General features: G+C 65.6%; 22 protein-coding genes and 1 tRNA gene. 8 read left to right on the top strand and 15 right to left on the bottom strand.

Translation table 11 applies throughout. From position 1 onward, the window contains the following. Positions 1-38: 38 nt before the first annotated feature. The 4 genes from minE to JYG32_RS09615 all read right to left on the bottom strand — a co-directional run bounded on the left by minE (position 39) and on the right by JYG32_RS09615 (position 2,786). Positions 39-293, bottom strand: coding sequence for a cell division topological specificity factor MinE (minE, locus tag JYG32_RS09600; protein ID WP_006486661.1), 255 nt, complete (start codon positions 291-293; stop codon positions 39-41). A 12-nt stretch (positions 294-305) separates the two neighbouring features. Next, complete coding sequence (minD, locus tag JYG32_RS09605) at positions 306-1,121, bottom strand: septum site-determining protein MinD (protein ID WP_174379709.1); 816 nt, start codon at positions 1,119-1,121, stop codon at positions 306-308. 59 nt (positions 1,122-1,180) lie between these two features. Next, positions 1,181-1,954 (bottom strand): septum site-determining protein MinC, encoded by a 774-nt coding sequence (gene minC, locus JYG32_RS09610; protein WP_213263419.1) that lies wholly within the window; start codon positions 1,952-1,954, stop codon positions 1,181-1,183. A gap of 169 nt (positions 1,955-2,123) precedes the next feature. Next, positions 2,124-2,786, bottom strand: a complete 663-nt coding sequence (locus JYG32_RS09615; RefSeq protein WP_249744525.1) for a GNAT family N-acetyltransferase — start codon at positions 2,784-2,786, stop codon at positions 2,124-2,126. 520 nt (positions 2,787-3,306) lie between these two features. On the opposite strand from JYG32_RS09615, the gene JYG32_RS09620 reads away from it, so the two are divergent. Next, complete coding sequence (locus JYG32_RS09620) at positions 3,307-4,467, top strand: alkane 1-monooxygenase (protein ID WP_213263420.1); 1,161 nt, start codon at positions 3,307-3,309, stop codon at positions 4,465-4,467. Positions 4,468-4,581: 114 nt separating this feature from the next. Here JYG32_RS09620 and JYG32_RS09625 read toward each other — a convergent pair whose 3' ends face one another. Further along, complete coding sequence (locus JYG32_RS09625) at positions 4,582-6,117, bottom strand: methyl-accepting chemotaxis protein (RefSeq protein WP_213263421.1); 1,536 nt, start codon at positions 6,115-6,117, stop codon at positions 4,582-4,584. A 295-nt stretch (positions 6,118-6,412) separates the two neighbouring features. Further along, a complete protein-coding gene (locus tag JYG32_RS39690) occupies positions 6,413-6,568 on the bottom strand; it encodes a hypothetical protein (RefSeq protein ID WP_407062092.1) in 156 nt (51 codons plus the stop codon). A 235-nt stretch (positions 6,569-6,803) separates the two neighbouring features. Between JYG32_RS39690 and JYG32_RS09635 the strand changes: the two genes are divergently transcribed. Both JYG32_RS09635 and JYG32_RS09640 read left to right on the top strand, forming a co-directional pair. Further along, positions 6,804-7,019, top strand: coding sequence for a hypothetical protein (locus tag JYG32_RS09635; protein WP_213265450.1), 216 nt, complete (start codon positions 6,804-6,806; stop codon positions 7,017-7,019). Positions 7,020-7,212: 193 nt separating this feature from the next. Then, complete coding sequence (locus tag JYG32_RS09640) at positions 7,213-8,265, top strand: class I SAM-dependent methyltransferase (protein ID WP_174379705.1); 1,053 nt, start codon at positions 7,213-7,215, stop codon at positions 8,263-8,265. 634 nt (positions 8,266-8,899) lie between these two features. Here the strand turns inward: JYG32_RS09640 and JYG32_RS09645 are convergent. Both JYG32_RS09645 and serS read right to left on the bottom strand, forming a co-directional pair. Further along, positions 8,900-8,990 (bottom strand) — tRNA-Ser (locus JYG32_RS09645). 116 nt (positions 8,991-9,106) lie between these two features. Next, on the bottom strand, positions 9,107-10,408 hold the full coding sequence (serS, locus tag JYG32_RS09650) for a serine--tRNA ligase (protein ID WP_213263422.1): 1,302 nt from the start codon (positions 10,406-10,408) through the stop codon (positions 9,107-9,109). 246 nt (positions 10,409-10,654) lie between these two features. Here serS and JYG32_RS09655 point away from each other — a divergent pair, with 246 nt between their 5' ends. After that, complete coding sequence (locus JYG32_RS09655) at positions 10,655-10,924, top strand: DUF2164 domain-containing protein (protein WP_072436110.1); 270 nt, start codon at positions 10,655-10,657, stop codon at positions 10,922-10,924. Positions 10,925-10,965: 41 nt separating this feature from the next. Here JYG32_RS09655 and JYG32_RS09660 read toward each other — a convergent pair whose 3' ends face one another. The 3 genes from JYG32_RS09660 to JYG32_RS09670 form a co-directional block, all read right to left on the bottom strand. Beyond that, on the bottom strand, positions 10,966-12,276 hold the full coding sequence (locus JYG32_RS09660) for a replication-associated recombination protein A (protein ID WP_174379703.1): 1,311 nt from the start codon (positions 12,274-12,276) through the stop codon (positions 10,966-10,968). A gap of 176 nt (positions 12,277-12,452) precedes the next feature. Further along, complete coding sequence (gene lolA, locus JYG32_RS09665; protein ID WP_174379702.1) at positions 12,453-13,142, bottom strand: outer membrane lipoprotein chaperone LolA; 690 nt, start codon at positions 13,140-13,142, stop codon at positions 12,453-12,455. A gap of 46 nt (positions 13,143-13,188) precedes the next feature. Beyond that, positions 13,189-15,498 carry a DNA translocase FtsK gene (locus JYG32_RS09670; protein WP_174379701.1) on the bottom strand — a complete coding sequence of 770 codons (2,310 nt, stop codon included), beginning with the start codon at positions 15,496-15,498 and terminating at the stop codon, positions 13,189-13,191. Positions 15,499-15,894: 396 nt separating this feature from the next. Between JYG32_RS09670 and trxB the strand changes: the two genes are divergently transcribed. The 3 genes from trxB (at position 15,895) to JYG32_RS09685 (ending at position 18,382) form a co-directional block, all read left to right on the top strand. Next, positions 15,895-16,857: a thioredoxin-disulfide reductase gene (gene trxB / locus JYG32_RS09675; protein WP_213263423.1), complete on the top strand. Its 963-nt coding sequence runs from the start codon at positions 15,895-15,897 to the stop codon at positions 16,855-16,857. 135 nt (positions 16,858-16,992) lie between these two features. Continuing rightward, positions 16,993-17,772, top strand: a complete 780-nt coding sequence (locus JYG32_RS09680; protein WP_213263424.1) for a Smr/MutS family protein — start codon at positions 16,993-16,995, stop codon at positions 17,770-17,772. Next, a complete protein-coding gene (locus tag JYG32_RS09685; RefSeq protein WP_039343458.1) occupies positions 17,759-18,382 on the top strand; it encodes a trimeric intracellular cation channel family protein in 624 nt (207 codons plus the stop codon). The genes JYG32_RS09680 and JYG32_RS09685 overlap by 14 nt, the downstream gene beginning before the upstream one ends. A gap of 93 nt (positions 18,383-18,475) precedes the next feature. Here JYG32_RS09685 and JYG32_RS09690 read toward each other — a convergent pair whose 3' ends face one another. From JYG32_RS09690 to JYG32_RS09705, 4 genes are all read right to left on the bottom strand, one after another. Continuing rightward, a complete protein-coding gene (locus JYG32_RS09690; RefSeq protein ID WP_105393440.1) occupies positions 18,476-19,594 on the bottom strand; it encodes an ABC transporter ATP-binding protein in 1,119 nt (372 codons plus the stop codon). A gap of 110 nt (positions 19,595-19,704) precedes the next feature. Next, on the bottom strand, positions 19,705-20,562 hold the full coding sequence (locus JYG32_RS09695) for a carbohydrate ABC transporter permease (RefSeq protein WP_047900050.1): 858 nt from the start codon (positions 20,560-20,562) through the stop codon (positions 19,705-19,707). Further along, on the bottom strand, positions 20,552-21,490 hold the full coding sequence (locus JYG32_RS09700; RefSeq protein ID WP_174379696.1) for a carbohydrate ABC transporter permease: 939 nt from the start codon (positions 21,488-21,490) through the stop codon (positions 20,552-20,554). The genes JYG32_RS09695 and JYG32_RS09700 overlap by 11 nt, the downstream gene beginning before the upstream one ends. Before the next feature lie 138 nt (positions 21,491-21,628). Next, on the bottom strand, positions 21,629-22,876 hold the full coding sequence (locus JYG32_RS09705; RefSeq protein WP_213263425.1) for an ABC transporter substrate-binding protein: 1,248 nt from the start codon (positions 22,874-22,876) through the stop codon (positions 21,629-21,631). Between the two features lie 431 nt (positions 22,877-23,307). Here JYG32_RS09705 and zwf point away from each other — a divergent pair, with 431 nt between their 5' ends. Continuing rightward, positions 23,308-24,777, top strand: a complete 1,470-nt coding sequence (gene zwf / locus JYG32_RS09710) for a glucose-6-phosphate dehydrogenase (RefSeq protein ID WP_213263426.1) — start codon at positions 23,308-23,310, stop codon at positions 24,775-24,777. Positions 24,778-24,828 lie beyond the last annotated feature (51 nt).

Here is a 24,828-nt window from a genome sequence, read left to right on the forward strand (position 1 = left end):
CGGCGACAGGCGCCGCCGTGCGGAGGGACACCGCAAGGTCAGGCTTGCGGAATCTCGATCTTCACTTCGAGGACTTCGAGATCGTCCTGGCGCTCGAGGCTCACGCGAATGTCATCGTTCGAAATATGGACGTACTTCGAGATGACCGCGACCAACTCCTTCTGCAGCGCGGGCAGGTAATCGGCCGGCGGCCGGCCGCCGACCCGCTCGTGCGCGATGATGAGCTGCAGGCGCTCCTTCGCGACCGATGCGGACTTCTTCTTCTCGCCGAGGAGAAACGAAAGGATGGACATGGGCGGCCTCCGTTACTTGCTGCCGAAGAGGCGCTGCAGCAGGCCCGGCTTCTGGTAATCGGTGAAGCGCAGCGGCTTGTCTTCGCCGAGGAAGCGCGCGACGACATCCTTGTACGCTTCGGCGACGTCGGTGCCGTCGATGTGCACGGCAGGCAGACCCTGGTTCGAAGCGTGCAGCACGGCTTCCGACTCGGGCACCACGCCGATCAGCTTGATGCGCAGGATCTCGCTGATGTCCTCGAGCGACAGCATCTCGCCTTCGCTCACGCGCTTCGGGCTGTAGCGCGTGATCAGCAGGTGTTCCTTGATCGGATCCTTGCCTTCGGTCGCGCGCTTCGTCTTCGACGACAGGATGCCGAGAATGCGATCCGAGTCGCGCACCGACGACACTTCCGGGTTCGTGACGATCAGCGCTTCGTCGGCGAAGTACATCGCGTGCAGCGCGCCGGCTTCGATACCGGCCGGCGAATCGCAGATGATGTATTCGAAGTCCATCGCGACCAGGTCGTTCAGCACCTTCTCGACACCGTCACGCGTCAGCGCATCCTTGTCGCGGGTCTGCGACGCCGGCAGGATGAACAGGTTCTCGCACTTCTTGTCCTTGATCAGCGCCTGGTTCAGGTTCGCTTCGCCCTGGATCACGTTCACGAGGTCGTACACGACGCGACGCTCGCAGCCCATGATGAGATCGAGGTTGCGCAGGCCAACGTCGAAGTCGATCACGGCCGTCTTGTGGCCACGCAGCGCGATACCGGACGCAAAGCTCGCGCTCGTCGTCGTCTTGCCCACGCCGCCCTTGCCCGAGGTCACCACGATGATTTTTGCCATTTACCCAATACCCTGTGTTCGTCAATGAGAGCCGATCGATCCGGAGCGCACCGCGTGAATTACGTCAGGCGCAGCGGTTCGATCATCAGTTTTTCCTCTTCGAGCCGGATCTGTACCGATTTGCCCAGTACTTCGGCAGGCAACGGGTTCTCGGTTGTTCGATAGATACCCGCGATCGAAATCAGTTCCGGTTCAAGACACGTGCAGAAAATGCGCGCGTCGTGATTGCCGTGCACGCCCGCAAGTGCGCGGCCGCGCAACGGCGCGTAGATGTGGATGTTGCCTTCCGCGATGATCTCCGCGCCGTGACTGACCGGCGCGAGCACCACGAGGTCCCCTTTCGCGTAAACCTGCTGCCCCGAACGCAACGGCCGGTCGATCACGAGCGTCTGGCCGCCCGCCTGGCTCGACGCCGGCGCGGACGCCTGCTCGGGCGCCACTGCGGCGGCTGCAGCGACGACGGCCTCGGCGATCGGCGACGGTTCCGCGCCCTCGGCCGGCTTCACGGCCGGCGCACGGCGATCGCGCGCCTCCAGCAACGGCAGGCCGGCTTCCCCCGCCCAGCCCTGCGTTGCCAATGCGACCACGCCCACCGGACGCATCCGCACGTCGTTCAGCATCTGGCGGATATCGGCCAGCGCGACGCGCTCGCCCTCCGCCAGGCGGCGGACGTCGATCGCGACGACATCGTCGGCGAAAAACTCGGGAGTCGCTTCGAAGCGCTTGACCAGTTCGCTACGCAACGCGTCGAGATCGGTCGTCTTCACGGTGAACAGCAACGTATCGACCGATCCGCTGCGCAGCTCGAAGAATGGCGATTTTTTAAGCGACATGGACACTCTGCAAAAATTTTTTGCGTATTTTACAGGCGTCCACGCGCGCGGCCATTATTTTTGGGACACCGGGTTGCGACGGCCCGGGCGGGCGCGCAACCGGCAGGCGGGCAGGCAAGCGGGCGACCAGGTTTTCATTGCGCCGCGCGGCCCGTGCTTTGACGTCACTTCAGTGCTTCACCTGTGACACGAACAGCGATTTCATCGCGCCGGGCATCCGCGCGATCGGCGCGTGTTCGCCGGTATTGCCGAAACCCGCGCGCTCGTAGAAACGGATCGCGTTGCGGTTCGCATCGGCGATCCATGCATAGACGTCGTTGGCGCCGCGCTCGGCGAGCCATGCGGTGGCCGTCTCCAGCAACAGCACGCCGCCGCGCAGATGACGCACCGCGTGCGCGACCCACAGCTCGCTGACGAACGCTCGCCGATCGGGAGTGTTGTCGAAGTACGCGCCGATCATGCCGGCCGGATGGCCTTCGGTGTACAGCAGGAAAGTCGTCGACTCGTCGGACACGGCGCGCTGCGCGGCGATCGCCGACGCTGCGTCCGTTTCGACGTTCAGCAATTCGGCCTCCGGCGCTTCGCCGGGCGCGTAGGGCTCACGCAGCGATGCGGCGCGGAGTTCGCGATACACGCCGCCCTGGTCGGCAGCGATACGACGAACGGTCAAGGTCGAACTCATGCAGGCACAGCCCCCTTCGGACAGCAAGTTACTAGCTTCAACCGAAAGCGGGGCATGAGTCAAATCGTTATTTTCAAATGGCGGCGCGAATCGAAAGGCGGCAGGTGTCGCCAGCGGCGGTGTGCGCCAACCGGTGTGCAGGTGCAGCATCGCCGTATCGATGCGTGCCGCCGGACGACGGCGGCGACCTCTTCGTTCGACGCCTCGCTCCGTTCGCCTTGCGATGCGCTGCAAGCGCGTTTCGGGTCGCTTCGCATCTCGTCCGGGATGTCGTAATGATCCGTAATATATGTAGCCGAAAAAGGCGCCCCGTCGATACCCGCCCCATTTCGCTTATTGCGACGCAACATCCGTTGCGAGCCCGCGGGGCCGATGCCCGCGCGCGTCACGCCGCGCCATTCATCTGACGAACACGCGGGTCGCGCGGGCCGATCCGGCCTCCCCTGCATGTTTCAATCAGCGCGTGCCGGCCCTTCCCGGCATGCGCCGCACGCGGCCCTCCGTTTGGAGCATCGCGCCTAGCGCCGGAGTTTGGAAAGCGTGCGCACGAGTCGTATAACAGGCAGAACCGGACGACGATCCGGTGCCACCGCGCGCGCGTCGCGGACCAACGAGGATTCGAACAACCGTGCATGCGGCCGCCCTCGGGCCGGCCGACTGGAGGGAGACAATGGCAATGACCGACGGATCGGCTTCGGGCTGGTCGGATGGCAAGCGTTACCTGTGGCTGCTCGGCGCGCTGACGATCACACTGCCGATCCTCTCCGCCCAGCTCGCACTGTCGACGGGCCTACACGTGTTCTGGTGGTTCGGCCCGCTGTTCGCGTTCGGCGTGATCCCGATCCTCGACACGCTGATCGGCGACGATCGCGACAATCCGCCCGAGGCCGTCGTACCGCACCTCGAACGGAAGCGTTATTACCGGTTCATCGTCTATCTCGCGACGTTCGTCGAATACGTCGCGTTCTTCATGTGCGTGTGGATCGTCGGCACGCACGCGCTCGCGTGGTACGACTACGTCGGCTTCGCGCTGTCGCTCGGCGCCGCGACGGGCATCTCGATCAATACCGCACACGAGCTCGGGCACAAGACGAATCGCTTCGAGCGCTGGCTCGCGAAGATCACGCTCGCGCCGGTCGCGTACGGCCACTTCTACGTCGAGCACAACCGCGGCCACCATGTGCGCGTCGCAACGGCCGAGGATCCGGCGAGCGCGCGCTACGGCGAGTCGTTCTGGGCGTTCCTGCCGCGCACCGTGACCGGCAGCATCCGCTCGGCATGGCGGCTCGAAAAAGCTCGCCTCGAGCGGCTTGGGCATGCACCGTGGACCTGGCGCAACGAGGTGCTGCACGCATGGGCGATGACCGTCGTCGTGTGGGGCATCGCGATCGCGATGGCCGGCAAGGTCGCGATCCCGTTCCTCGTGATCCAGGCTGTCTACGGTGCGTCGCTGCTCGAAGTCGTGAACTACGTCGAGCACTACGGGCTCGCCCGCCGCAAGCTGCCGAGCGGCCGCTACGAGCGCTGCACGCCGCAGCATTCGTGGAACAGCAATCACGTCGTCACCAACCTGTTCCTGTACCAGTTGCAGCGGCACGCCGACCATCATGCGAATCCTACGCGCTCGTACCAGGCGCTGCGCCACTTCGACGATTCGCCGCAACTGCCGGCCGGGTACGCGACGATGATCCTGTTCGCGTACGTGCCGCCGCTCTGGTATCGCGTGATGAATCCGCGTGTCGTCGCGCACTATGGCGGCGACATGGCGCAATCGAACATCAAGCCGTCGATCCGCGACAAGGTGCTCGCGCAATATCCGGCCGCGGCGTGATTGCGGATGACGGGCCGGCGGGAGGCGGCGCACGCTCGACACGACGCGCACCGCTGAACACCGCCGCCGCGCCGGCATCCGGTTCCTTCGGCGCCACGCGCGACGGCGACGCCGTCACGCCCTTTCCGGCAGCCTGAACACGGCCACCGCGTGCCGCAGCGCGCTCGCCTGCTCGGCCAGCGCCTGCGTCGCGGCCGTGGCCTGCTCGACGAGCGCCGCGTTGCGCTGCGTCGCTTCGTCCATCTGCGTGACCGCGACGTTCACCTGCTGGATGCCGCCGCTCTGCTCCTGCGACGCCGACGAGATCTCGCCGACGATCGTCGTGACGCGCTGCACCGCGCCCACGATCTCGTGAATCGATTCGCCCGCGCGGCCGATCAGCACGGCCCCCTCGTCGACCCGGTGCGTCGATTGCTCGATGAGCTCCTTGATCTCCTTCGCGGCCGATGCGCTGCGCTGCGCGAGCGTGCGCACCTCCGCCGCGACGACCGCGAAGCCGCGCCCCTGCTCGCCCGCGCGGGCCGCCTCGACGGCTGCATTCAGCGCGAGGATGTTGGTCTGGAACGCGATGCCGTCGATCACCGCGATGATTTCGCCGACCTTTGCCGCGCTGTCGGCGATGCCGTTCATCGTGTGGACGGCATCCGTCATCACGCCGCCGCCCGCGGACGCGATATTCGACGCGTCGCGCGCAAGCTGCGCCGCGTGCTGCGCATGCTCGGCCGACTGGCGCACGATGCCCGTCAGTTCGGTCATGCTGGCCGCCGTCTCCTCGAGCGACGCGGCCTGCGACTCGGTGCGCGACGACAGATCGTGATTGCCCGACGCGATCTGCGCGCTCGCCGTCGCGACGGCTTCGGCATGCGTCCGCACTTCGAGCACGACGCCCGACAGGCTCGTCTGCATCGTCTGCAACGCACGCAGCAGGTCGGCGATCTCGTCGCGGCCGGTTGCGTCGACGTCGCGCGTCAGGTCGCCTTCGGCGACGGCCTGCGCGCACGCAACCGCACGGTCGAGCGGGCGCAGGATCGCGCGGCTGAACAGGAACGCGCCGACCATCGCGACGCCGAGCACGACCAGCATCAGCGCGAGGCTCGCGGTGGTCGCGCGCTGCGCGTCGCGGCTCGCCTGCGCCGACACGGCGGCGCTCTCGTCGGCGATCGACTTCGCCGCCCGCTCCAGCAGTGCCGCGGGTTCGCGGTCGACGCCCGCGACGGCGGCATCGCCGGCCGATGGCTCGAAGCCGGCCGCCTTGAACGCGTCGAAGCCGCGCCGGTAGCCGTCGCCCATCGCCGCGTGCGCACGCATGAACTGCTCGACGAGCGAGCGGCTCTCGCCGGGCGGCAACTGACGGACGAGCTGCGCGGCGAGCGAGTCGACCGTACGCTCGCGCGCCTGGAACGCCTGCCAGTACCGGTCGAGCTTGTCGGGCTGCTTGCCGCGCAGCAGCGTGTCCTTCCATTCCTGCACCTGCAGCTTGAACTGCACGAGCGTGGCCGCCACGAGCCGTTCGTCGCCGACGTTCGTCTGCACGTCTTCGGCGAACGTATCGATCGACCGGTTGAGGATGTGGATGCCGTACAGCGCGCCACCGAACATCAGCAACAGCGCGACGGCGAATGCGAGGGGAATCTTGTAGCTCAGCTTCATGGGACCTTGAGTCGACGGGGGACGGATGCGGCTCGGCACGGGCGCCGGCCACCGCACCGTGTTAACGGCGCGGGACGCGAAGGCTTAAAACTGAGGAAAGCGGCGGAGAGCGGCGGCGCGGCGGCGGCCGGTCAGGTCGGATGTGTCGCACGTGGCCCGGTCGTCGCGGTAGTGCGCGAGCCTGCCATCCACCGACGCACGACGATAATCGACAGCACGCCGATTACGATCCCGGCGATTACGTCGGCCAGATGGCGGCCGCCCTGTGTCGCCGTCGCCATGATCACCACTGCGTTCAACACGACCGCGACGGGAAACACGTCACGCACATGCGCACCGCATACGCGAGCAGCAGCATCACGTGGAACGACGGCAACGAAGCAAGTCCTTGCGATTCGGACAGGTTGAATTGCCGAAGCTGCCCGCTGCGCAGCAGGTCGTAGTGGGACACGGTCAACGCCGTGTGCGGATCGGCGATGCCGAAATGAACGAATGCCCTTTGCGCGGGGAACGGTGTCGAGATGAGGACAACGACAAGCAGCGCGAATACGAACAGCGGATGTCCACGGCTGTGAGGTTCCGCAGCACATGGCAGAGCGCTGCTACTCTCATGAGCCAACCGTCGCCCTGGGGTCCGCGGGGAAGCGTCGAGGTTCTGACGCATCAACCGGCATCTCCACCGAGTCATGAATGACCTCGCTCCGACGCAACGGTATGGCGGCCAGGGCCATACACAAGACATCGCCTTGACGCTCGCACCAGGCTACAGTTACGGCGGCTGGCGCTTCTCGGTCGAGGGTGGACCGTGGATTTTCTGGCAAACCCGGCATGAGGACACGCGGGAGACGACCCGGATGGTCGACGCATCGTTCAAGACAGTCGCGCAGCTCGGCCACCTGTAGGAGCGAGCATCGAACGCGAACCTTTCAGCCTGTCCTTCCGGCACTATCGGATGCCGCAGAAGTGGAATCCCTATCCATCCATATCGGCAGGCGCAAACCTGCTGATGGCTACGTACCGGTTTTGATGTCACTCGCCGATCGGACACCTGATAGACTCGCGACACGAGATCACACCTCGCAGGAGTAAAACGGCATGTTCTTGATGAAAAGTCTTGGCCGTTCGATCGGCCCGATCCGCAAGTTGCATGACAACCGTAACGCACTAGCCGTGGCACTTCAAGCGGCAGAAGTGCGAGCTCGCGACGCCGAAGATCAAGTTCGCAATCTGGAAAATCTGGTGGAGGCCACGCGTCGCACACCTTTCTTCGCCTATTACGCCAACTTTGACGCGCTCGAATGCATGCGCCGCCACGAAGTGCATGACCGAAAGCCCACACCGGGATTCCAGACGAACTGGCTTGGCGTGCTGGTGGACCCCAAGATTCTCCCCTTCCTGGCAGGTCAAGGCGGCAAACTGGACCATTTCCCCCTGCCGGCCAACTGGCACGCCGACATCGCGGAATGGGCCTCCGCGTTGCATGCCGTGGAATTGGCGCGCCCAGACACCTTCAATATGATCGAACTTGGCTGCGGATGGGGTTGCTGGATGAATAACACCGGCGTGGCAGCCAAGCGTACCGGCCGCAAGGTACATGCTGTCGGCATCGAGGGCGACGAGGGCCATCTCGAGTTCGCCCGCGAGGCACTGGCGCGCAACGGGTTCTCACAGGACGAATACACGCTGCACCGCGGCGTCGCTGCAGCCGCCGATGGGGCCGCCCTCTTCCCGCGTCAGGAACACGCTGGCCACGAATGGGGACTGGAGCCGGTCTTCGGTGCTACGAAAGAGCAGCAAGACCAGGCCGTGGCCACTGGCAGCCACGACTTGTTGCCGATGGTTTCCCTGGAGGCAGCAATTGGCGACCGAGATCGCATCGATCTCTTGCACATCGATATCCAGGGCGGCGAGGCCGACCTGATCGAATCGTGCCTGCCGATCCTGAACGAGAAGGTAGCCTACGTTCTGATCGGGACTCACTCGAAGCACATCGAAGGACGGCTGTACGACATGCTGACGCCCAACGGCTGGTTGATTGAAATGGAGCGCCCCGCCTTCTACCAAGTCAAGAACTGGAGACCCGAACTGATCGTGGATGGCGTTCAAGCTTGGCGCAATCCACGTTTCATTCCGCCGGGACACGTCTAAGAATCGTGGCGCTCAGTGAACCGAACTGACGAGTTTTCCGGTGCTGGCCCAAGTCGCGTTCAGCGCTTCGTTCAAACTCCCTGAACCGGCACGCTGGCCATTTGTGTTCCGGGAAGCTACACCGGTGTGACTGGTGCACTGAAGGTCGTGCCATCGTATGGATAGCCTATTCCAACATTTGCCCCGACCGGTATCGCAATGGCTTGGCTGCTTGCTGGCGGTTGCCATGGCGAAGTATCTCCGTCCCAGACAATGATGTTGTTGACTATGCCGCTTTTTACTATTGCGTAATCTGCCATCGCAATCTGAAAGTTTCGGTACCCTTCGGTGACGGTCCGATATCAGGCCGGTATCGCGTCGGTAACGTTTCAGTAACGGCCAAGTAACGGCGCACAGCGCTGATGCCAGTCTCAACTTGGGGACACCTGTCCCAATTCGGGACGCCCTTTCGCCCAGCGTTACACCGGGCTTCAAACCCGGTTGAGCTACGAGGCAACGCGCATGCTTGGAGGAATGCTTGTGGGATGCTACAAGCAACGTTGGTGGCGGCGGAAGCGACGCGCCAAAACAACACGTTCGCGTTTGGCGGGTAGAAATGAAAAACGGGCCGAAAGGCCCGTTTTTACTATTGTACTGGCGGAGAGGGTGGGATTCGAACCCACGGTACGGGGAAACCGTACGCCTGATTTCGAGTCAGGTACATTCGACCACTCTGCCACCTCTCCGTTTTACTGCACTTCCCGGCTGGTCATGTCCGGGCAAGAAAAGATTATAAAACGATCTTTTCTGAGCTGACAAGCCCTTTCCGCAAATTTTTTTGCGAGGGCTTCGGCAGCCGATTTCACGACGCCTGTGCCGGCGCGTCGATCCGCTCCATGCCACCCATGTACGGACGCAGCGCTTCCGGCACCGTGACCGAGCCGTCCGCGTTCTGGTAGTTCTCCAGCACCGCAACGAGCGTACGGCCGACCGCGAGACCCGAACCGTTCAGCGTATGCACGAGCTCGGGCTTGCCCTGCGCGTTGCGGAAACGCGCCTGCATCCGGCGCGCCTGGAACGCCTCGGTGTTCGAGCAGCTCGAGATCTCGCGATAGGTGTTCTGCGCGGGCAGCCACACCTCGAGGTCGAACGTCTTCGCGGCCGAGAAGCCCATGTCGCCCGTGCACAGCGTGATCACGCGGTACGGCAGGCCGAGCTTCTGCAGGATCGCCTCCGCATGGCCGACCATCTCGTCGAGCGCCGCGTACGACGCTTCCGGCGCGACGACCTGCACCATCTCGACCTTGTCGAACTGGTGCTGGCGGATCATCCCGCGCGTGTCGCGGCCGTACGAACCGGCTTCCGAGCGGAAGCACGGGGAATGCGCGGTCAGCTTGATCGGCAGCGCGGACGCGTCGACGATCGACTCGCGCACGGTGTTCGTCAGCGAGATCTCGGACGTGGAGATCAGGTATTGCGTGACCGTGTTCTCCGCGCCGCCCTTCTCGACCCGGAACATGTCGTCCGCGAACTTCGGCAACTGGCCCGTGCCGTAGAGGATCTCCGGGTTCACGATGTACGGCGTGTACGTCTCGGTGTAGCCGTGCTGCTGCGTGTGCGTGTCGATCATGAACTGCGCGAGTGCGCGGTGCAGGCGCGCGATCGGGCCGCGCAGCATCGTGAAGCGCGCGCCGGCGAGCTTCGCGCCCGTCTCGAAATCGAGGCCGAGCGGCGTGCCGACATCGACGTGATCCTTCACCACGAAGTCGAACTGGCGCGGCGTGCCCCAGCGGCGCGCCTCGACGTTGTCGGCTTCGTCGTTGCCGACCGGCACGCTTTCGTGCGCGACGTTCGGCATGCCCAGCATCAGGTCGGACAGGCGTGCCTGGATGTCGCCGAGCTTGGCTTCTCCCGCCTTCATCTCGTCGCCGATCCCGCCGACCTCGGCCATCACGGCCGACGTGTCCTCGCCCTTCCCCTTCATCGCGCCGATCTGCTTCGACAGGCTGTTGCGGCGCGCCTGGAGCTCTTCGGTACGGGTCTGGATCGCGCGGCGTTCCGCTTCGAGTGCGGAGAACGCGGCGATGTCGAGGGTGTAGCCGCGATCGGCGAGGCGCTTGGCGACGCCGTCGAGGTCTTTGCGCAGCAACTGGATGTCGAGCATGGGAGGACTTGGAAAATCGTTGTATGAGACGGGAATTCTAACGCACCGCGCGGCCGCCACGGCACCGGCCTGATGGACGATGCCCGAAAACGGCCGGTCGTGGCAGTATCGCCATGCCGGCTCGCCTAAGCGGCCGGAGCATCACATTGTGCCAAACCATTGCGGACGGCGAAACGCCTGCACCGGCCGCACGTAACGCGTCGAACGACACCCACGCATCCGCCTCGCCGCCCTTCAAGGAACCCGATGGCCATCGAACTGGACAAGGAAGTACGCGACCGCGCAATCGCGTCGCTGCAACGTTATTTCACAGAAAACATGGACGAGCCGATCGGCAACATCCAGGCCGGCGCGCTGCTGCACTTCTTCGTCGAGGAGATCGCGCCCGCGATCTACAACCTCGCGATCGCCGACGCACAGGAACGCCTGCAAGCACGGGTCGCCGAGCTCGACATCGACTGCCACGAAGAGCCGTTCGAATACTGGAAGAAACAGCAGCCGGGCCGCAAGCGCTAACGCATTCGGAACGGGGCGCCGGCCAATCCGCGCGTTGCCTGTCAGTCCTTCTTGCCGGCCTCGCGATCGAGCTCGCGCAGCCACGCGAGCTTGTCGGCGATCTTCGATTCGAGCCCGCGCGGCACCGGCTTGTACCAGTGCGGCTCGCGCACCCCGTCCGGCAGGTACGTCTCGCCGGCCGCATACGCGTTCGGTTCGTCGTGCGCGTAACGGTACGCGTGGCCGTAGCCGAGTTCCTTCATCAGCTTGGTCGGCGCGTTGCGCAGATGCACGGGCACCTCGCGCGACTTGTCCTGCTTCACGAACGCCATCGCCTGGTTGAACGCGTTGTAGCCCGCGTTGCTCTTCGCCGCGCATGCGAGATAGATCACCGCCTGCCCGAGCGCGAGTTCGCCTTCCGGCGAGCCGAGCCGCTCGTAGGTTTCAGCCGCATCGTTCGCCATCTGCAGCGCGCGCGGATCGGCAAGACCGATGTCTTCCCACGCCATCCGCACGATGCGCCGCGCGAGATACTTCGGATCCGCGCCGCCGTCGATCATCCGGCAGAACCAGTACAGTGCGCCGTCAGGGCTCGAACCGCGCACCGACTTGTGCAGCGCCGAGATCTGGTCGTAGAAGTTGTCGCCGCCCTTGTCGAAGCGCCGCGCGTTCAGCGTCATCGCGCTGCTGACGAAATCGGCATCGATCGTCGCGACGCCGGCTGACGATGCCGCCGTCTGCGCCTGCTCGAGCAGGTTCAGAAAGCGCCGCGCGTCGCCGTCCGCATAGCCGACCAGCGTATCGATCGCCTTGTCGTCGAACGCGAGGCCGTCGAGCGCGATTTCCTGCGCGCGCTTCAGCAACTGGCGCATCTCGTCGTCGTCCAGCGACTTCAGCACGTACACCTGCGCACGCGACAGCAAGGCCGAGTTGACCTCGAAGCTCGGGTTCTCGGTCGTCGCGCCGATGAAGGTCACGAGCCCCGACTCGACGAACGGCAGCAATGCATCCTGCTGCCCCTTGTTGAACCGATGGATCTCGTCGACGAACAGGATCGTGTGGCGGCCGGTGCGGTTCAGCGTGTCCTTCGCCTGCTCCATCGACTCGCGGATGTCCTTCACGCCGCCGAGCACCGCGGACAGCGCAATGAACTCGCAGTCGAACGCGAGCGCGGTGAGCCGCGCGAGCGTCGTCTTGCCGACGCCGGGCGGCCCCCACAGGATCATCGAATGCGGCTTGCCCGATTCGAACGCGAGCCGCAGCGGCTTGCCTTCGCCCAGCAAATGCGTCTGGCCGATCACCTCGGCGAGCGTCTTCGGCCGCAGCGCCTCGGCAAGCGGCCGGCGCGGCTCGACTTGAAACAGGTCGGACATGAACCCTCGCTCCACATCAAACAATGGCGACCGAACCAGCCGCCGGGCCCGACATTATGACAGCCGCGCGACGGCGCCGCCGTGCCTGGCGCCCAGTGCCCGTGCCCGGAAACGACACGGGCCTGCCGTCGCCGGCAGGCCCGTGTCGTTTCCGGAAGAGCGGCGCGCGGCGCCGGTCAGCCGGTGATCACGTCCGCGCCCTTCGGCACGACGAACTTGAAGGTATCGCCCTTCAGCGGCGGATTCGTCTGGATGTTCGTAAACGTCAGCAGCGTGACATTGCCGAACACGTCATGCAGCTCCATCGCGGCGAGCGTGCCGTTCCGGAAGCCGATGCCGATCCGCTGGAACTGCGTGTCCTGCGCCTTCGGCAACATCTCGAGCCACTCGATGCCACCCTTCTCGCCGGCATCGCGCAGCGTGTAGTTCTTGTCGAGATCGTTGCTGCCGAACAGGATCGCGGCCGGGCTCGCGCCCAACGCACCGTTCAGCTTGCGCTCGGTGACCTGGTTCAGGTCGCGGTCGTACACGTAGAGCTTGTCGCCGTCGGCCTGCAGCACCTGCTGGTACGGCTTCTGGTACGTCCAGATGAACTTGCCCGGCCGCGCGAACACGAACGTGCCGCTCGAATTGTCGGTGGGCTTCGGCACAGCCTGCGCAGCGCTCGCGCCCTTGGCCGGCGCCTTGACGATCTGCTGCGTGAAGTCGCCCTTCGCCGAACGCACCTGCGACACGAAGGCCTTCAGTTGTTCGGTGCCGCCCGCGAACGCATGCGTCGCCGCGAGCATCAGCGATGCGCCGGCGAACGCCGCGCCGAGCCAGCGCCGCGTCGAACGAAGGGAAGGGACGAACGAAAGTTGCTGCATGATGCGGTTTTCTCCCTGGGTGGCCGGCGCTGCGGGCGCCGCGGACTCATTCCGCGTCGCGCGCCGGCACAAGAATTTCGCGGTTGCCGCTCGACGACATCGCCGACACGAGCCCCGACTGTTCCATCTGCTCGAGCAGCCGTGCCGCGCGGTTATAGCCGATCCGCAAATGACGCTGCACGAGCGAGATCGACGCGCGGCGGTTCTTGATGACGATCTCGACCGCCTGGTCGTACAGCGGATCAGACTCGCCGCCGCCTTCGCCGGTTCCCGCGCCGGCCGAGCCCTCGTCGCCGTCGGCGGTGCCGCCTTCGAGCAGGCCCTCGACGTAGTTCGGCTCGCCCTGCTCCTTGAGCTTGTCGACGACGCGATGCACTTCGTCGTCGCCGACGAATGCGCCGTGCACGCGCACGGGCAGCCCGGAGCCGGGCGGCAGGTACAGCATGTCGCCCATCCCGAGCAGCGATTCGGCGCCCATCTGGTCGAGAATCGTGCGCGAGTCGATCTTCGACGACACTTGGAACGCGATCCGCGTCGGCACGTTCGCCTTGATCAGGCCCGTGATCACGTCGACGGACGGACGCTGCGTTGCGAGGATCAGGTGGATGCCGGCCGCGCGCGCCTTCTGCGCGATCCGCGCGATCAGTTCCTCGACCTTCTTGCCGACGACCATCATCAGGTCGGCCAGCTCGTCGATCACGACGACGATGTTCGGCAGGCGGCCCAGCGGCTCGGGATCTTCCGGCGTCAGGCTGAACGGGTTCGGAATCTTCTCCTCGCGCTTCGCCGCGTCGTCGATCTTGTTGTTGTAGCCCGCGAGGTTGCGCACGCCGAGCTTGCTCATCAGCTTGTAGCGGCGCTCCATCTCCGCGACCGTCCAGTTCAGCGCATGGCCGGCCTGGCGCATGTCGGTGACGACCGGGCACAGCAGGTGCGGAATGCCTTCGTAGACGCTCATTTCGAGCATCTTCGGATCGATCAGGATCAGGCGCACCTGATCGGCGGTCGCCTTGTACAGCAGCGACAGGATCATCGCGTTGATCCCGACCGACTTGCCCGAACCGGTCGTGCCGGCAACGAGCAGGTGCGGCATCTTCGCGAGATCCGCGCACACGGGCTTGCCGCCGATGTCCTTGCCGAGGCTCAGCGTCAGCGCCGACGATGCGGCCGCATACACCTCGGAGCCGATGATCTCGGACAGGTGCACCGTCTGGCGGCGCTGGTTCGGCAGTTCGAGCGCCATGTAGTTCTTGCCGGGGATCGTCTCGACGACGCGGATCGACACGAGCGACAGCGAGCGCGCGAGATCCTTCGCGAGGTTGACGATCTGGCTGCCCTTCACGCCGGTGGCCGGCTCGATCTCGTAGCGCGTGACGACCGGGCCCGGATACGCGGCGACAACGCTCGCCTCGACACCGAAATCCTTCAGCTTCTTCTCGATCAGGCGCGACGTGAATTCGAGCGTATCGGCCGAAATCGCTTCCTGCGTCTTCGGCGCGGGGTCGAGCAGCGACACCGGCGGCAGCGTCGAATCGCCCGGCAGGTCGGTGAAGAGCGGCACCTGGCGCTCGCGCTCGACACGCTCGGACTTCGCCGGCGTGACGACCGGCGGCACGATCGTCACGGGCTCGTGATCCTCGATGCGCACGCGCTCCTCCTCGACCTTGCCTTCGCGGCGCACGGCCGCGGCTTCGCCGAGCTTGCGGTCGCGCTCGGCCTCGCGGCGCAGCTTCGCGACGTTGACGGCCGACAGGATCGCGCCGCCGACGCGCTCGGAAACCGACAGCCACGAGAAGCGGAAATACAGCGACAGGCCGATCGAGAGCGCGATCAACAGCAGCAGCGTGCCGCCCGTGAAGCCGAACGCGTGCGACATCGCGCCCGCGACGGCCTCGCCGACGACGCCGCCCGGCGCACGCGGCAACTGCACCTTCAGCGACCACATGCGCAGCGCCTCGATGCCGTCGCACGCCAGCACGACGAGCACGAATGAGAAGATTTCGGTGAGCCAGCCGATCGGCCGCTCGGGTTCGTCTGCGACCGCCTCGTGGCGCGTGATACGGCGGTAGTTGACGGCGATGCGCCGCCCGAGCGGCACGATCAGCCAGTAGGCCGACAGGCCGAACAGCAGCAGGATGATGTCGGCTGTCCACGCGCCGACGCGGCCGGCCCAGTTCGAGATGTGGTCCACCTGCGCGGCGTGCGTCCAGCTCGGATCGCGCCGGCTGTAGCTCAGCAGGGCCATCACCAGAAATGCGCAGAGCGCGACCTGGAGAATCCAGCGGATCTCCGTGAGGAGCTTCGACATCCGGTGCGGCAACGCCTGTGCCTGGGCGGAATAAGGAGCTTTTGCCATGAATCCGTATAAAGAGGACGGGCCGTGCGCCCGCCTGTCGTTCGATCGCGCTTATTGTAAACGCTGCACCGGGCCGCCAAGTGTAAATGACGGTTACATAACGGGGACGGGGGCCGAACCGGGCGCCGCCAGCGACCGCAAGCCGGCCGGCCGCACCCTTGGCCGGGCCTGCGACAACGCGCCGCCGCATGCCGGCCGGCCGCCCGGCTCGCCACGCCGGCGCGGGAGGCGCGCCGCGAAACGCTATCGGCACGATTGAAACTCTCGTTCGGCAGCGCAGCAACGGGGCCTTTATAATGCGCGTCTGATACCCATCTATGACGGCATCCCGGTCAACCCGGATCGTTCGGCGAGCCCTTACCCCGCCCGCCACGGCCGCCTTTTACGGATTCGCACATGTCCACGCCCAAACACGCCAAAGTCCTGATTCTCGGTTCCGGCCCCGCCGGCTACACGGCCGCCGTCTACGCGGCACGCGCCAACCTGTCCCCGGTGCTGATCACCGGCATCGCGCAGGGCGGCCAGCTGATGACCACGACCGATGTCGAAAACTGGCCGGCTGACGGGAAAGGCGTGCAGGGTCCGGAACTGATGGCGCGCTTCCTCGATCACGCCGAGCGCTTCAACACCGAAATCGTCTTCGACCACATCCACACCGCGAAACTGCACGAGCAGCCGATCCGCCTGATCGGCGACTCGGGCGAATACACGTGCGATTCGCTGATCATCGCGACCGGCGCGTCCGCGCAGTACCTCGGCCTGCCGTCCGAGGAAGCGTTCATGGGCAAGGGCGTGTCGGCCTGCGCAACCTGCGACGGCTTCTTCTATCGCGGCCAGGAAGTCGCGGTGGTCGGCGGCGGCAACACGGCCGTCGAGGAAGCGCTCTACCTGACGGGCATCGCGAAGAAGGTCACGGTGATCCACCGCCGCGACAAGTTTCGCGCGGAGCCGATCCTGATCGACCGCCTGCTGGAGAAGGAAAAGGAAGGCGTCGTCGACATCAAGTGGGATCACGTGCTCGACGAGGTGACGGGCGCGGATTCGGGCGTCACGGGCCTGCGCATCAAGAACGTGAAGACCGGCACGACGGAAGACCTCAATGTGCAAGGCGTGTTCGTCGCGATCGGCCACAAGCCGAACACCGACCTGTTCCAGGGCCAGCTCGAGATGAAGGACGGCTACATCCTGACGAAGAGCGGCCTGCACGGCAACGCGACGTCGACGAGCGTCGCGGGCGTGTTCGCCGCGGGCGACGTGCAGGACAACGTGTACCGCCAGGCGATCACGAGCGCCGGCACGGGCTGCATGGCCGCGCTCGACGCGCAGCGCTACCTCGAAAGCCTGCACGACAAGAAGTAAGCCGCGAGCCTTGCCGCGCCGGGCGCTACAATGGCGTCCGCTGCCGCGAAGCGGGCTCGACCGGAAAGCCGCTGCCGCCGCGCAGCGGCTTTTTTTTGCCCGCGCGCCCGAACGCGCCTGCCCTGCTACCGAATCATGGCGAAGAACCAGCCCCATCCGAGCGATCCCGCGAAGCGGAAGATCGCCGCCCGTCCCGCGAACCCCGCGCCGGCCGCCCCGCCGCCCGCACCCGATCCGGCCGCGTTGCGCGGCCAGGGCCTCGCCGGCCTCGGCGCGTTGCGCAAGTCGCTGCAAGGCGAAGCCGATCGGCGCGAGCGTGAGCGCGTCGAAACCGCGAAGGCCGAGCGCAAGACGGAAGCCGACGCGAACCTGTTCCGCAACGAAATCGGCACGGTCCAGCCGCTGAACGCGCCGCCGCGCGCGGCGGCCGGCCGCATGCCGCCCGACCCGGTGCCGAAGCAGACGCAGCGCGATGAAGAAGACGTGCTGAACGCGACGCTGTCGGACGAATTCGATCCCGAGACGGTGCTCGACAGCGACGACTCGCTGTATTACCACCGCCCCGGCATCAGCCGCGACGTCGTGCGCAAGCTGCGCAGCGGCGCGTGGATCGTGCAGGCGCAGCTCGACCTGCACGGGATGCGTCGCGACGAGGCGCGCGACGCACTCGCCGAATTCATCCGCGAAGCCAGCAAGAAAGGGCTGCGCTGCCTGCGCGTGATCCACGGCAAGGGGCTCGGCTCGATCGGCAAGGAACCCGTGCTGAAGGGCAAGGTGCGCGCGTGGCTCGTGCAGAAGGAAGAAGTGATCGCGTTCTGCGAGGCGCGCGGCCACGACGGTGGTGCGGGCGCGGTGCTCGTGCTGCTGCAACCGCTCGCGGCGCCCGCCGACCGGGGGCCGCGTGCCGCATCCTAGGCTGACGCTCGCGATCGCCGTACTGGAGGCGATCGCGACGCTGGCGTTCGCGATTTCGGGTTTCATCGAGGCGCGCAAGAACCGCCTCGACTCGGTCGGCACGTTCGTCGTCGCGCTCGCCACCGCGTTCGGCGGCGGCACGCTGCGCGACATCCTGCTCGAGCGCAGGCCGTTCTACTGGGTCGTGCACGACGACTACGTGATCGCGATCTTCGTGCTCGCGCTGTTCGCGCCGTTCGTGCTGCGGATGCTGTCGCGACTGTCGGCCGAGCGGTTGCTGCTCGTCGCCGACGCGATCGGGCTCGGCATCTTCAGCATCTCGGGCACGGCGATCGCGCTCGATGCCGAGATGCCGCGTTTCATCGCGGTGATGATGGGCGTGATCACCGGCGTGGTCGGCGGGATCGTCCGCGACGTGCTGTGCAACGACATCCCGCTGATCCTGCGCGATTCGCGGCCGTATGCGACCTGTGCGTTCGTCGGCTGCTGGTTCTACCTGCTGCTCGTGTGGCTGCAGTTCGACTCGGTGTACAGCGTGCTGCTCGCCACCGGCTTCATCCTCGTCGCGCGGCTGGCGACGTTCAAGTTCGACGTGCGGCTGCCGCACTGACTGCCGCCGCAGCGCCAGCCGCATCGCCGGAAACAAAAGGGGCCGCTCATTCGAGACGGCCCCTTATCCTTGATTCAGCGCGCGAGCGCCGCCTCACGCGATCCGCTCTTCCGATGCCGGATCGAACAGCACGGCCTTCGACACGTCGAACAACAGCGACTGCGTCTGACCCGGCTGCGGGTTCGCGGCCGGATGCACGCGGCTCACGATGCGCTTGCCGTTCACCTGCGCGAACACGTGCGTGTCCGGCCCGGTCGGCTCGGTCACGTCGACGCGCACGTCGATCGGCTGCAGGCTCGACGCCTCGCCGTTGTGCGCGTTGCGCGCGTCGGTGATGCGCTCCGGACGCAGGCCGAGGATCACCTCGCGGCCGACGTGGCCGTTCATCCGCTTCGCGTCGAACGGCAGCTTCAGCGCGCTGCGCGCGAGGCCCGTATCGATCTCGAGCGCGATTCCGCTGCCCTGCTCGACCAGCTTGCCGTTGATGAAGTTCATCGGCGGCGCGCCGATGAAGCCCGCGACGAACAGGTTCGACGGCGAATCGTAGATCTCCTGCGGCGCGCCGAACTGCTGGACCACGCCGTCCTTCATCACCGCGATCCGGTCGCCGAGCGTCATCGCCTCGATCTGGTCGTGCGTCACGTAGACGATCGTCGTGCCGAGGCGCTGGTGCAACAGCTTGATTTCGGCGCGCATCTCGATGCGCAGCTTCGCGTCGAGGTTCGACAGCGGCTCGTCGAACAGGAACAGCGACGGATCGCGCGCGAGCGCGCGGCCCATCGCGACGCGCTGGCGCTGGCCGCCCGACAACTGGCCCGGCTTGCGGTCGAGCAGGTGCTGGATCTGCAGCATCTGCGACACGCGGTCGACGATCTGCTGCTGCTCGTTCTTCGGCACCTTGCGGATGTTCAGGCCGAACGAGATGTTCTCTCGCACCGTCATCGACGGATACAGCGCGTACGACTGGAACACCATCGCGATGTCGCGATCCTTCGGCGACAGGTCGTTGACGACCTTGCCGTCGATGCAGATCTCGCCGCTCGTGACGGTCTCGAGCCCGGCGATCATGTTGAGCAGCGTCGATTTCCCGCAGCCCGATCCGCCGACCAGGATCAGGAACTGTCCGTCCTCGATCTCGATGTCGACACCCTTCAGGACCGGCACCCCGTTCGGGTAGGTCTTGTACACGTCACGGATGGAAAGGCTTGCCATGCTGTGAATCCTCTGTCTCGTCTCGCGCGGCGCTGCGGCGCCGCGTCGGGTTCGTTTCGATGCGCCGCGCGACGTGCGCGGCCGGTTCGTCATATCGGATAAAGCCGCGCCTACCCCTTCACCGCGCCCGCCGTCAGCCCGCGCACGAAGTAGCGGCCGGCGACGATGTAGACGAGCAGCGTCGGCAGCGCGGCGATGATCGCGCCGGCCATGTCGACGTTGTACTCCTTCACGCCCGTCGACGTGTTGACGAGGTTGTTCAGCGCCACCGTGATCGGCATCGAATCGACGCCGGAGAACACGATCCCGAACAGGAAGTCGTTCCAGATCTGCGTGAATTGCCAGATCAGGCACACCATGAAGATCGGCAGCGACACGGGCAGCAGGATCTTCGTGAAGATCGTGAAGAAGCCCGCGCCGTCGATGCGCGCGGCCTTCACGAGCTCGGACGGCACGCTCACGTAGAAGTTGCGGAAGAACATCGTCGTGAACGCGATCCCGTACACGACGTGCACGAACACGAGGCCGGGAATCGTGTTGGCGAGGCCGAGCATCCCCTGCAGGCGCGCCATCGGCAGCAGGATCACCTGGAACGGGATGAAGCAGCCGACCAGCATCATCGTGAACAGCGCGTCCGCGCCGCGAAAGCGCCAGTGCGTGAGCACGTAGCCGTTGAACGCGCCGATCAGCGACGAGATCAGCACGGCCGGAATCACCATCTGCAGCGAGTTCAGGAAGAACGGCTTCATCCCGTCGCAACGCACGCCGGTACAGGCACCGCTCCACGCCTTCACCCACGGATCGACGGTCCAGCTGGTGGGCGGCGTCAGCAGGTTGCCGGTGCGCAACTGGTCGAGGTCCTTGAACGACGTCGACAGCATCACGTAGATCGGGAACAGGAAATACAGCGCGAACAGGATCAGCGCCGCGTAGATCACTGCCCGGCTGATCGTCATCTTAGGCTGCATTGCGGGTGCTCCTCGATTCCATATACATCAGCGGCACCAGCACCGCGACCACGGTCGCGAGCATCATCACCGACGACGCCGCGCCGAGCCCGAGCTGGCCGCGGTTGAACGAAAACGTATACATGAACATCGCCGGCAGCGACGACGACGTGCCCGGGCCGCCCGCCGTCAACGCGACAACGAGGTCGAAGGTCTTGATCGTGATGTGGCAGAGGATCAGCAGCACCGAGAAGAACACCGGGCGCATGCTCGGGATCACGATCTTGCGGTAGATGGTCGGCAGCGTCGCGCCGTCGACCTGCGCGGCCTTGAAAATCTCGGCGTCGACGCCGCGCAGCCCCGCGAGGAACAGCGCCATCACGAAGCCGGTCGACTGCCAGACGGCCGCGATCACCACGCAGAAGATCGCCTTGTCCGGATCGTCGAGCCAGCCGAACGAGAAGCTCGTCCAGCCCCAGTCGTGCATCACCTTCTCGAGGCCGAGGCCCGGGTTCAGGATCCACTGCCACGCGGTGCCGGTGACGATGAACGACAGCGCCATCGGGTACAGGAAGATCGCGCGCAGCGCGCCTTCGTTGCGGATCCGCTGGTCGAGCAGGATCGCGAGGAACAGCCCGAGCGCGACGCAGACCGCGATGAACGGAATCCCGAACCAGCCGAGGTTCGCGGCGGAGGTCCACCACACGTCGTTCTGGAACAGGTCCGAGTAACGGCCGAAGCCGTCGAATTCGTAGTTCGGCAACAGCCGCGAGTTGGTCAGCGACAGATAGCCGGTAATCAGGATGAAGCCGTAGATGAATACCACGGCGATCGCGACGCTCGGCGCAAGCACGAGCTTCGGGATCCAGCGATCGGCGAAGGCCGACATCGGCGACGTACGCCGTGCGGCGGCAGCGCCGGATCCGTTTCCGCTAAAAGGGGCAGCCACTTGATTCGACTCCTGGAACGAGGGCGACGCAGGCCGGGCCGGCGCCGGGTACGGCACGGGCCCGCGGGCGAGCCCGTTTGCTGCACTTGCAAAAACGCCCGGCCGATGAAGCGTGCCCGGCCGGGCGCCTGTCGCGCGTTACTTGACCTTCGCGGCCTTCGCGAGCGCGGCGACCGCGCTCTTCGAATCCTGCTGCGAGTTCATGAACTTCGTCACGACGTCCGTGATCGCGCCGGCGGTCGCATCGCTCTGCGCCATCCCGTGCGCGAGCGACGGCACGAAGCCGCCCGACTTGATCGCGGTCTGCTCGTCGGCATATGACTTCTTCGCGCAGTCGTCGAACTTGTCCATCTTCACGCCGAGGCGCACCGGCACCGAGCCCTTCAGCAGGCTGAACTGCTCCTGGAAGTCCGGCGTCATGATCGTCTTCGCGAGCGAGATCTGGCCCGCCGTCGGGGCCTTCTCGCCCTTCTGCTGGAAGAACACGAACGAATCGACGTTGAACGTGTACGAATTCGCCGTACCCGGCACCGCCGCGCAGATGTAGTCCTTGCCCGCCTTCTTGCCCGCGTTCTCGAACTCGCCCTTCGCCCAGTCGCCCATGAACTGCATGCCGGCCTTGCCGTTGATGACCATCGCGGTCGCGAGGTTCCAGTCGCGGCCGTTACGGCCCGTATCGAAGTAGCCCTGGATCTTGCGCACCGTGTCGAACACGGACAGCATCTGCGGCGACGTCAGCGTCGCCTGGTCGAGATCGACCAGCGCCTTCTTGTAGAACGCCGGGCCCTGCGACAACACCACGTCTTCCCACAGCGTCAGGTCCTGCCACGGCTGGCCGCCCATCGCGACCGGCTGGATGCCCGCGGCCTTCAGCTTGTCGGCCACCGCGAAGAATTCGGGCCAGGTAGTCGGCACCTTCGCACCGATCTTGTCGAGCGCGGCCTTGTTGATGTACAGCCAGTTCACGCGGTGCACCGAGAACGGCGCGGCAACGGTGTGGCCCTTGTACTTGATGATCTTGTCGATTTCCGGCGGCAGGTTCTGCTTCCAGTCGCCGGCGGCGGAATCGACGTTGACGAGCACGCCCTGGTCGGCCCAGTCCTGAATCAGCGGACCCTTGATCTGCGCGGCCGACGGTGCGTCGCCGCTGATCACCTTGGTCTTCAGCGCGGTCATCGCCGCGGCGCCGGCGCCGCCCGCGACCGCAAAGTCCTTCCACACATAGCCCTGCTTCTGCAGGTCGTCCTTCAGCACGCCGACGGCCTTCGACTCGCCGCCCGAGGTCCACCAGTGCAGCACCGTTACGTTCTCGGCTGCCTGCGCCGCCACGGCGCCAGCCATCAGACCTGCGGCGCAGAGCGCACCCATGATCGAGCGAACTTTCATTACTTATCTCCTCCAGACTGAATCAACTCGTGAGGTCCCCTGACCGGGAACCGGCTTCTTGATAACGACGGGGAAATCGAGCCGCGGGACGCATGCAGCGTACGGGGCCGATGACCGGCCGGGCTCTTACAGAAAGCGTGAATCGAGATTCAACGGCGTGTCTCCTCTTTGTGTTTCTGGCCCGCCGCGATCATGCGGCGCGAGCCCGGGGCCGACGGTGCGCGAACGATGCGCACCATCAATGTCCGATAACATTCGGCACAAGGCGCTCCCGAAGGCGAAGCTCGCGCAGTTCATCGACCGCACTTCTTTTTTTCTTCGCCCAGGTGCTACCCCTTGCGGCGGATTGTAGTTAAACTACAATTCAGTGTCAAAAATATTTTTATCGCACTACGGATCGCTTCCCAGCACCCCCAACCCGGCGGAGACACATGCATACCGATTCCACCTTTACCTTCGTACTTTTCGGCGGCACCGGCGATCTGTCGATGCGCAAGATCCTGCCCGCGCTGTTCGAAGCGCACCGCGCGAACATGCTGGCGGAGAGCGGCCGGATCATCGCGGTGGCACGGCACGAATCGGATCGGGCGGGGTATCTCGAGTGGGTCGACACGCACGTGAAGCCGCATGCGGTCAAGGCGGCCGGCAAGGCGTTCGACGAAGCCGCGTGGAAATCCTTCCTCGAACGCATCGAGTACGTGAAGCTCGACCTCGGCCGCGCGGAAGACTACGTCGTGCTGCGCGACGCGATCGCGTCGCTGCCCGGCATCCGCGTGTTCTATCTCGCGACGGGCCCGTCGCTGTTCGTGCCGATCTGCAACGCGCTCGCGTCGGTCGGGCTGAGCGAAGGTTCGCGCATCGTGCTCGAGAAGCCGCTCGGCTACGACCTGCGTTCGTCGAATGCGATCAACGACGCGGTCGGCGAGATCTTCGCGGAAGGCCAGATCTACCGGATCGACCACTACCTCGGCAAGGAGCCGGTGCAGAACCTGCTCGCGCTGCGCTTCGGCAATGCGCTGTTCGAGCCGCTGTGGCGCCGCGAATGGGTCGAGAGCATCCAGATCACGATCGCCGAGGAACTCGGCGTCGAAGCACGCGGCGATTTCTACGACAATACGGGCGCGCTGCGCGACATGGTGCAGAACCACCTGCTGCAACTGCTGTCGATCGTCGCGATGGAGCCGCCGCATTCGATGGATTCCGACTCGGTGCGCGACGAGAAGCTGCGCGTGCTGCGGGCGCTGAAGCCGGTCGATCCGCGCGACATCGGCAAGGTTGCCGTGCGCGGCCAGTATCATGCGGGCGTGATCAAGGGCGCGCAGGTGCCGGCCTACGCAACCGAGCCGGGCGTGAAGCCCGACAGCCAGACCGAAACCTTCGTCGCGCTGAAGGTCGAGATCGAGAACTGGCGCTGGGCCGGCGTGCCGTTCTTCCTGCGCACCGGCAAGCGTCTTGCCGACCGCGTCGCGGAGATCGTCGTCAACTTCCGCCCGGTGCCGCACTCGGCGCTCGGACCGACCGCGCTGCGGCCCGGCGCGAACCGCCTCGTGATCCGGCTGCAGCCGAACGAGACGATCCGGCTGTACTGCCTCGCGAAGCAGCCCGGCGAAGGGATGAACCTCGCGAGCGTGCACCTCGATCTCGCGTTCGACCAGTTCTTCAAGGAAGGGCAGATGGAGGCGTACCAGCGCCTGCTGCTCGACGTGATCAACGGCCGGCTCGCGCTGTTCGTGCGTCGCGACGAGCAGGAAGCCGCATGGCGCTGGGTCGAGCCGATCCTGAACGAATGGGCGCGCACGCTGAAGCCGCCGAAGCCGTACGCGGCGGGCACGTGGGGGCCGGCCGCGGCGAGCGCGATGCTCGCGCAGCACGACACCTGCTGGCTCGAAGAAGAAAACTGATGCAAGCCGTTGCCGTGCGCGCCACCGCGCTCGGCAACGTGCCCCACGATT

The organism is Burkholderia pyrrocinia, from assembly GCF_018417535.1.
GTDB lineage: Bacteria > Pseudomonadota > Gammaproteobacteria > Burkholderiales > Burkholderiaceae > Burkholderia > Burkholderia pyrrocinia_E.

Coding starts and splice junctions, on each gene's coding strand:
- JYG32_RS09660 (WP_174379703.1), bottom strand. CDS start 12,276: ATGTCCGACCTGTTTCAAGTCGAGCCGCGCCGGCCGCTTGCCGAGGCG.
- zwf (WP_213263426.1), top strand. CDS start 23,308: ATGCATACCGATTCCACCTTTACCTTCGTACTTTTCGGCGGCACCGGC.
- trxB (WP_213263423.1), top strand. CDS start 15,895: ATGTCCACGCCCAAACACGCCAAAGTCCTGATTCTCGGTTCCGGCCCC.
- JYG32_RS09655 (WP_072436110.1), top strand. CDS start 10,655: ATGGCCATCGAACTGGACAAGGAAGTACGCGACCGCGCAATCGCGTCG.
- lolA (WP_174379702.1), bottom strand. CDS start 13,142: ATGCAGCAACTTTCGTTCGTCCCTTCCCTTCGTTCGACGCGGCGCTGG.
- JYG32_RS09670 (WP_174379701.1), bottom strand. CDS start 15,498: ATGGCAAAAGCTCCTTATTCCGCCCAGGCACAGGCGTTGCCGCACCGG.
- minE (WP_006486661.1), bottom strand. CDS start 293: ATGTCCATCCTTTCGTTTCTCCTCGGCGAGAAGAAGAAGTCCGCATCG.
- JYG32_RS09680 (WP_213263424.1), top strand. CDS start 16,993: ATGGCGAAGAACCAGCCCCATCCGAGCGATCCCGCGAAGCGGAAGATC.
- minC (WP_213263419.1), bottom strand. CDS start 1,954: ATGTCGCTTAAAAAATCGCCATTCTTCGAGCTGCGCAGCGGATCGGTC.
- JYG32_RS09615 (WP_249744525.1), bottom strand. CDS start 2,786: ATGCTGCACCTGCACACCGGTTGGCGCACACCGCCGCTGGCGACACCT.
- JYG32_RS09690 (WP_105393440.1), bottom strand. CDS start 19,594: ATGGCAAGCCTTTCCATCCGTGACGTGTACAAGACCTACCCGAACGGG.
- JYG32_RS09695 (WP_047900050.1), bottom strand. CDS start 20,562: ATGCAGCCTAAGATGACGATCAGCCGGGCAGTGATCTACGCGGCGCTG.
- JYG32_RS09640 (WP_174379705.1), top strand. CDS start 7,213: ATGTTCTTGATGAAAAGTCTTGGCCGTTCGATCGGCCCGATCCGCAAG.
- serS (WP_213263422.1), bottom strand. CDS start 10,408: ATGCTCGACATCCAGTTGCTGCGCAAAGACCTCGACGGCGTCGCCAAG.
- JYG32_RS09620 (WP_213263420.1), top strand. CDS start 3,307: ATGGCAATGACCGACGGATCGGCTTCGGGCTGGTCGGATGGCAAGCGT.
- JYG32_RS09635 (WP_213265450.1), top strand. CDS start 6,804: ATGAATGACCTCGCTCCGACGCAACGGTATGGCGGCCAGGGCCATACA.
- minD (WP_174379709.1), bottom strand. CDS start 1,121: ATGGCAAAAATCATCGTGGTGACCTCGGGCAAGGGCGGCGTGGGCAAG.
- JYG32_RS09705 (WP_213263425.1), bottom strand. CDS start 22,876: ATGAAAGTTCGCTCGATCATGGGTGCGCTCTGCGCCGCAGGTCTGATG.
- JYG32_RS09625 (WP_213263421.1), bottom strand. CDS start 6,117: ATGAAGCTGAGCTACAAGATTCCCCTCGCATTCGCCGTCGCGCTGTTG.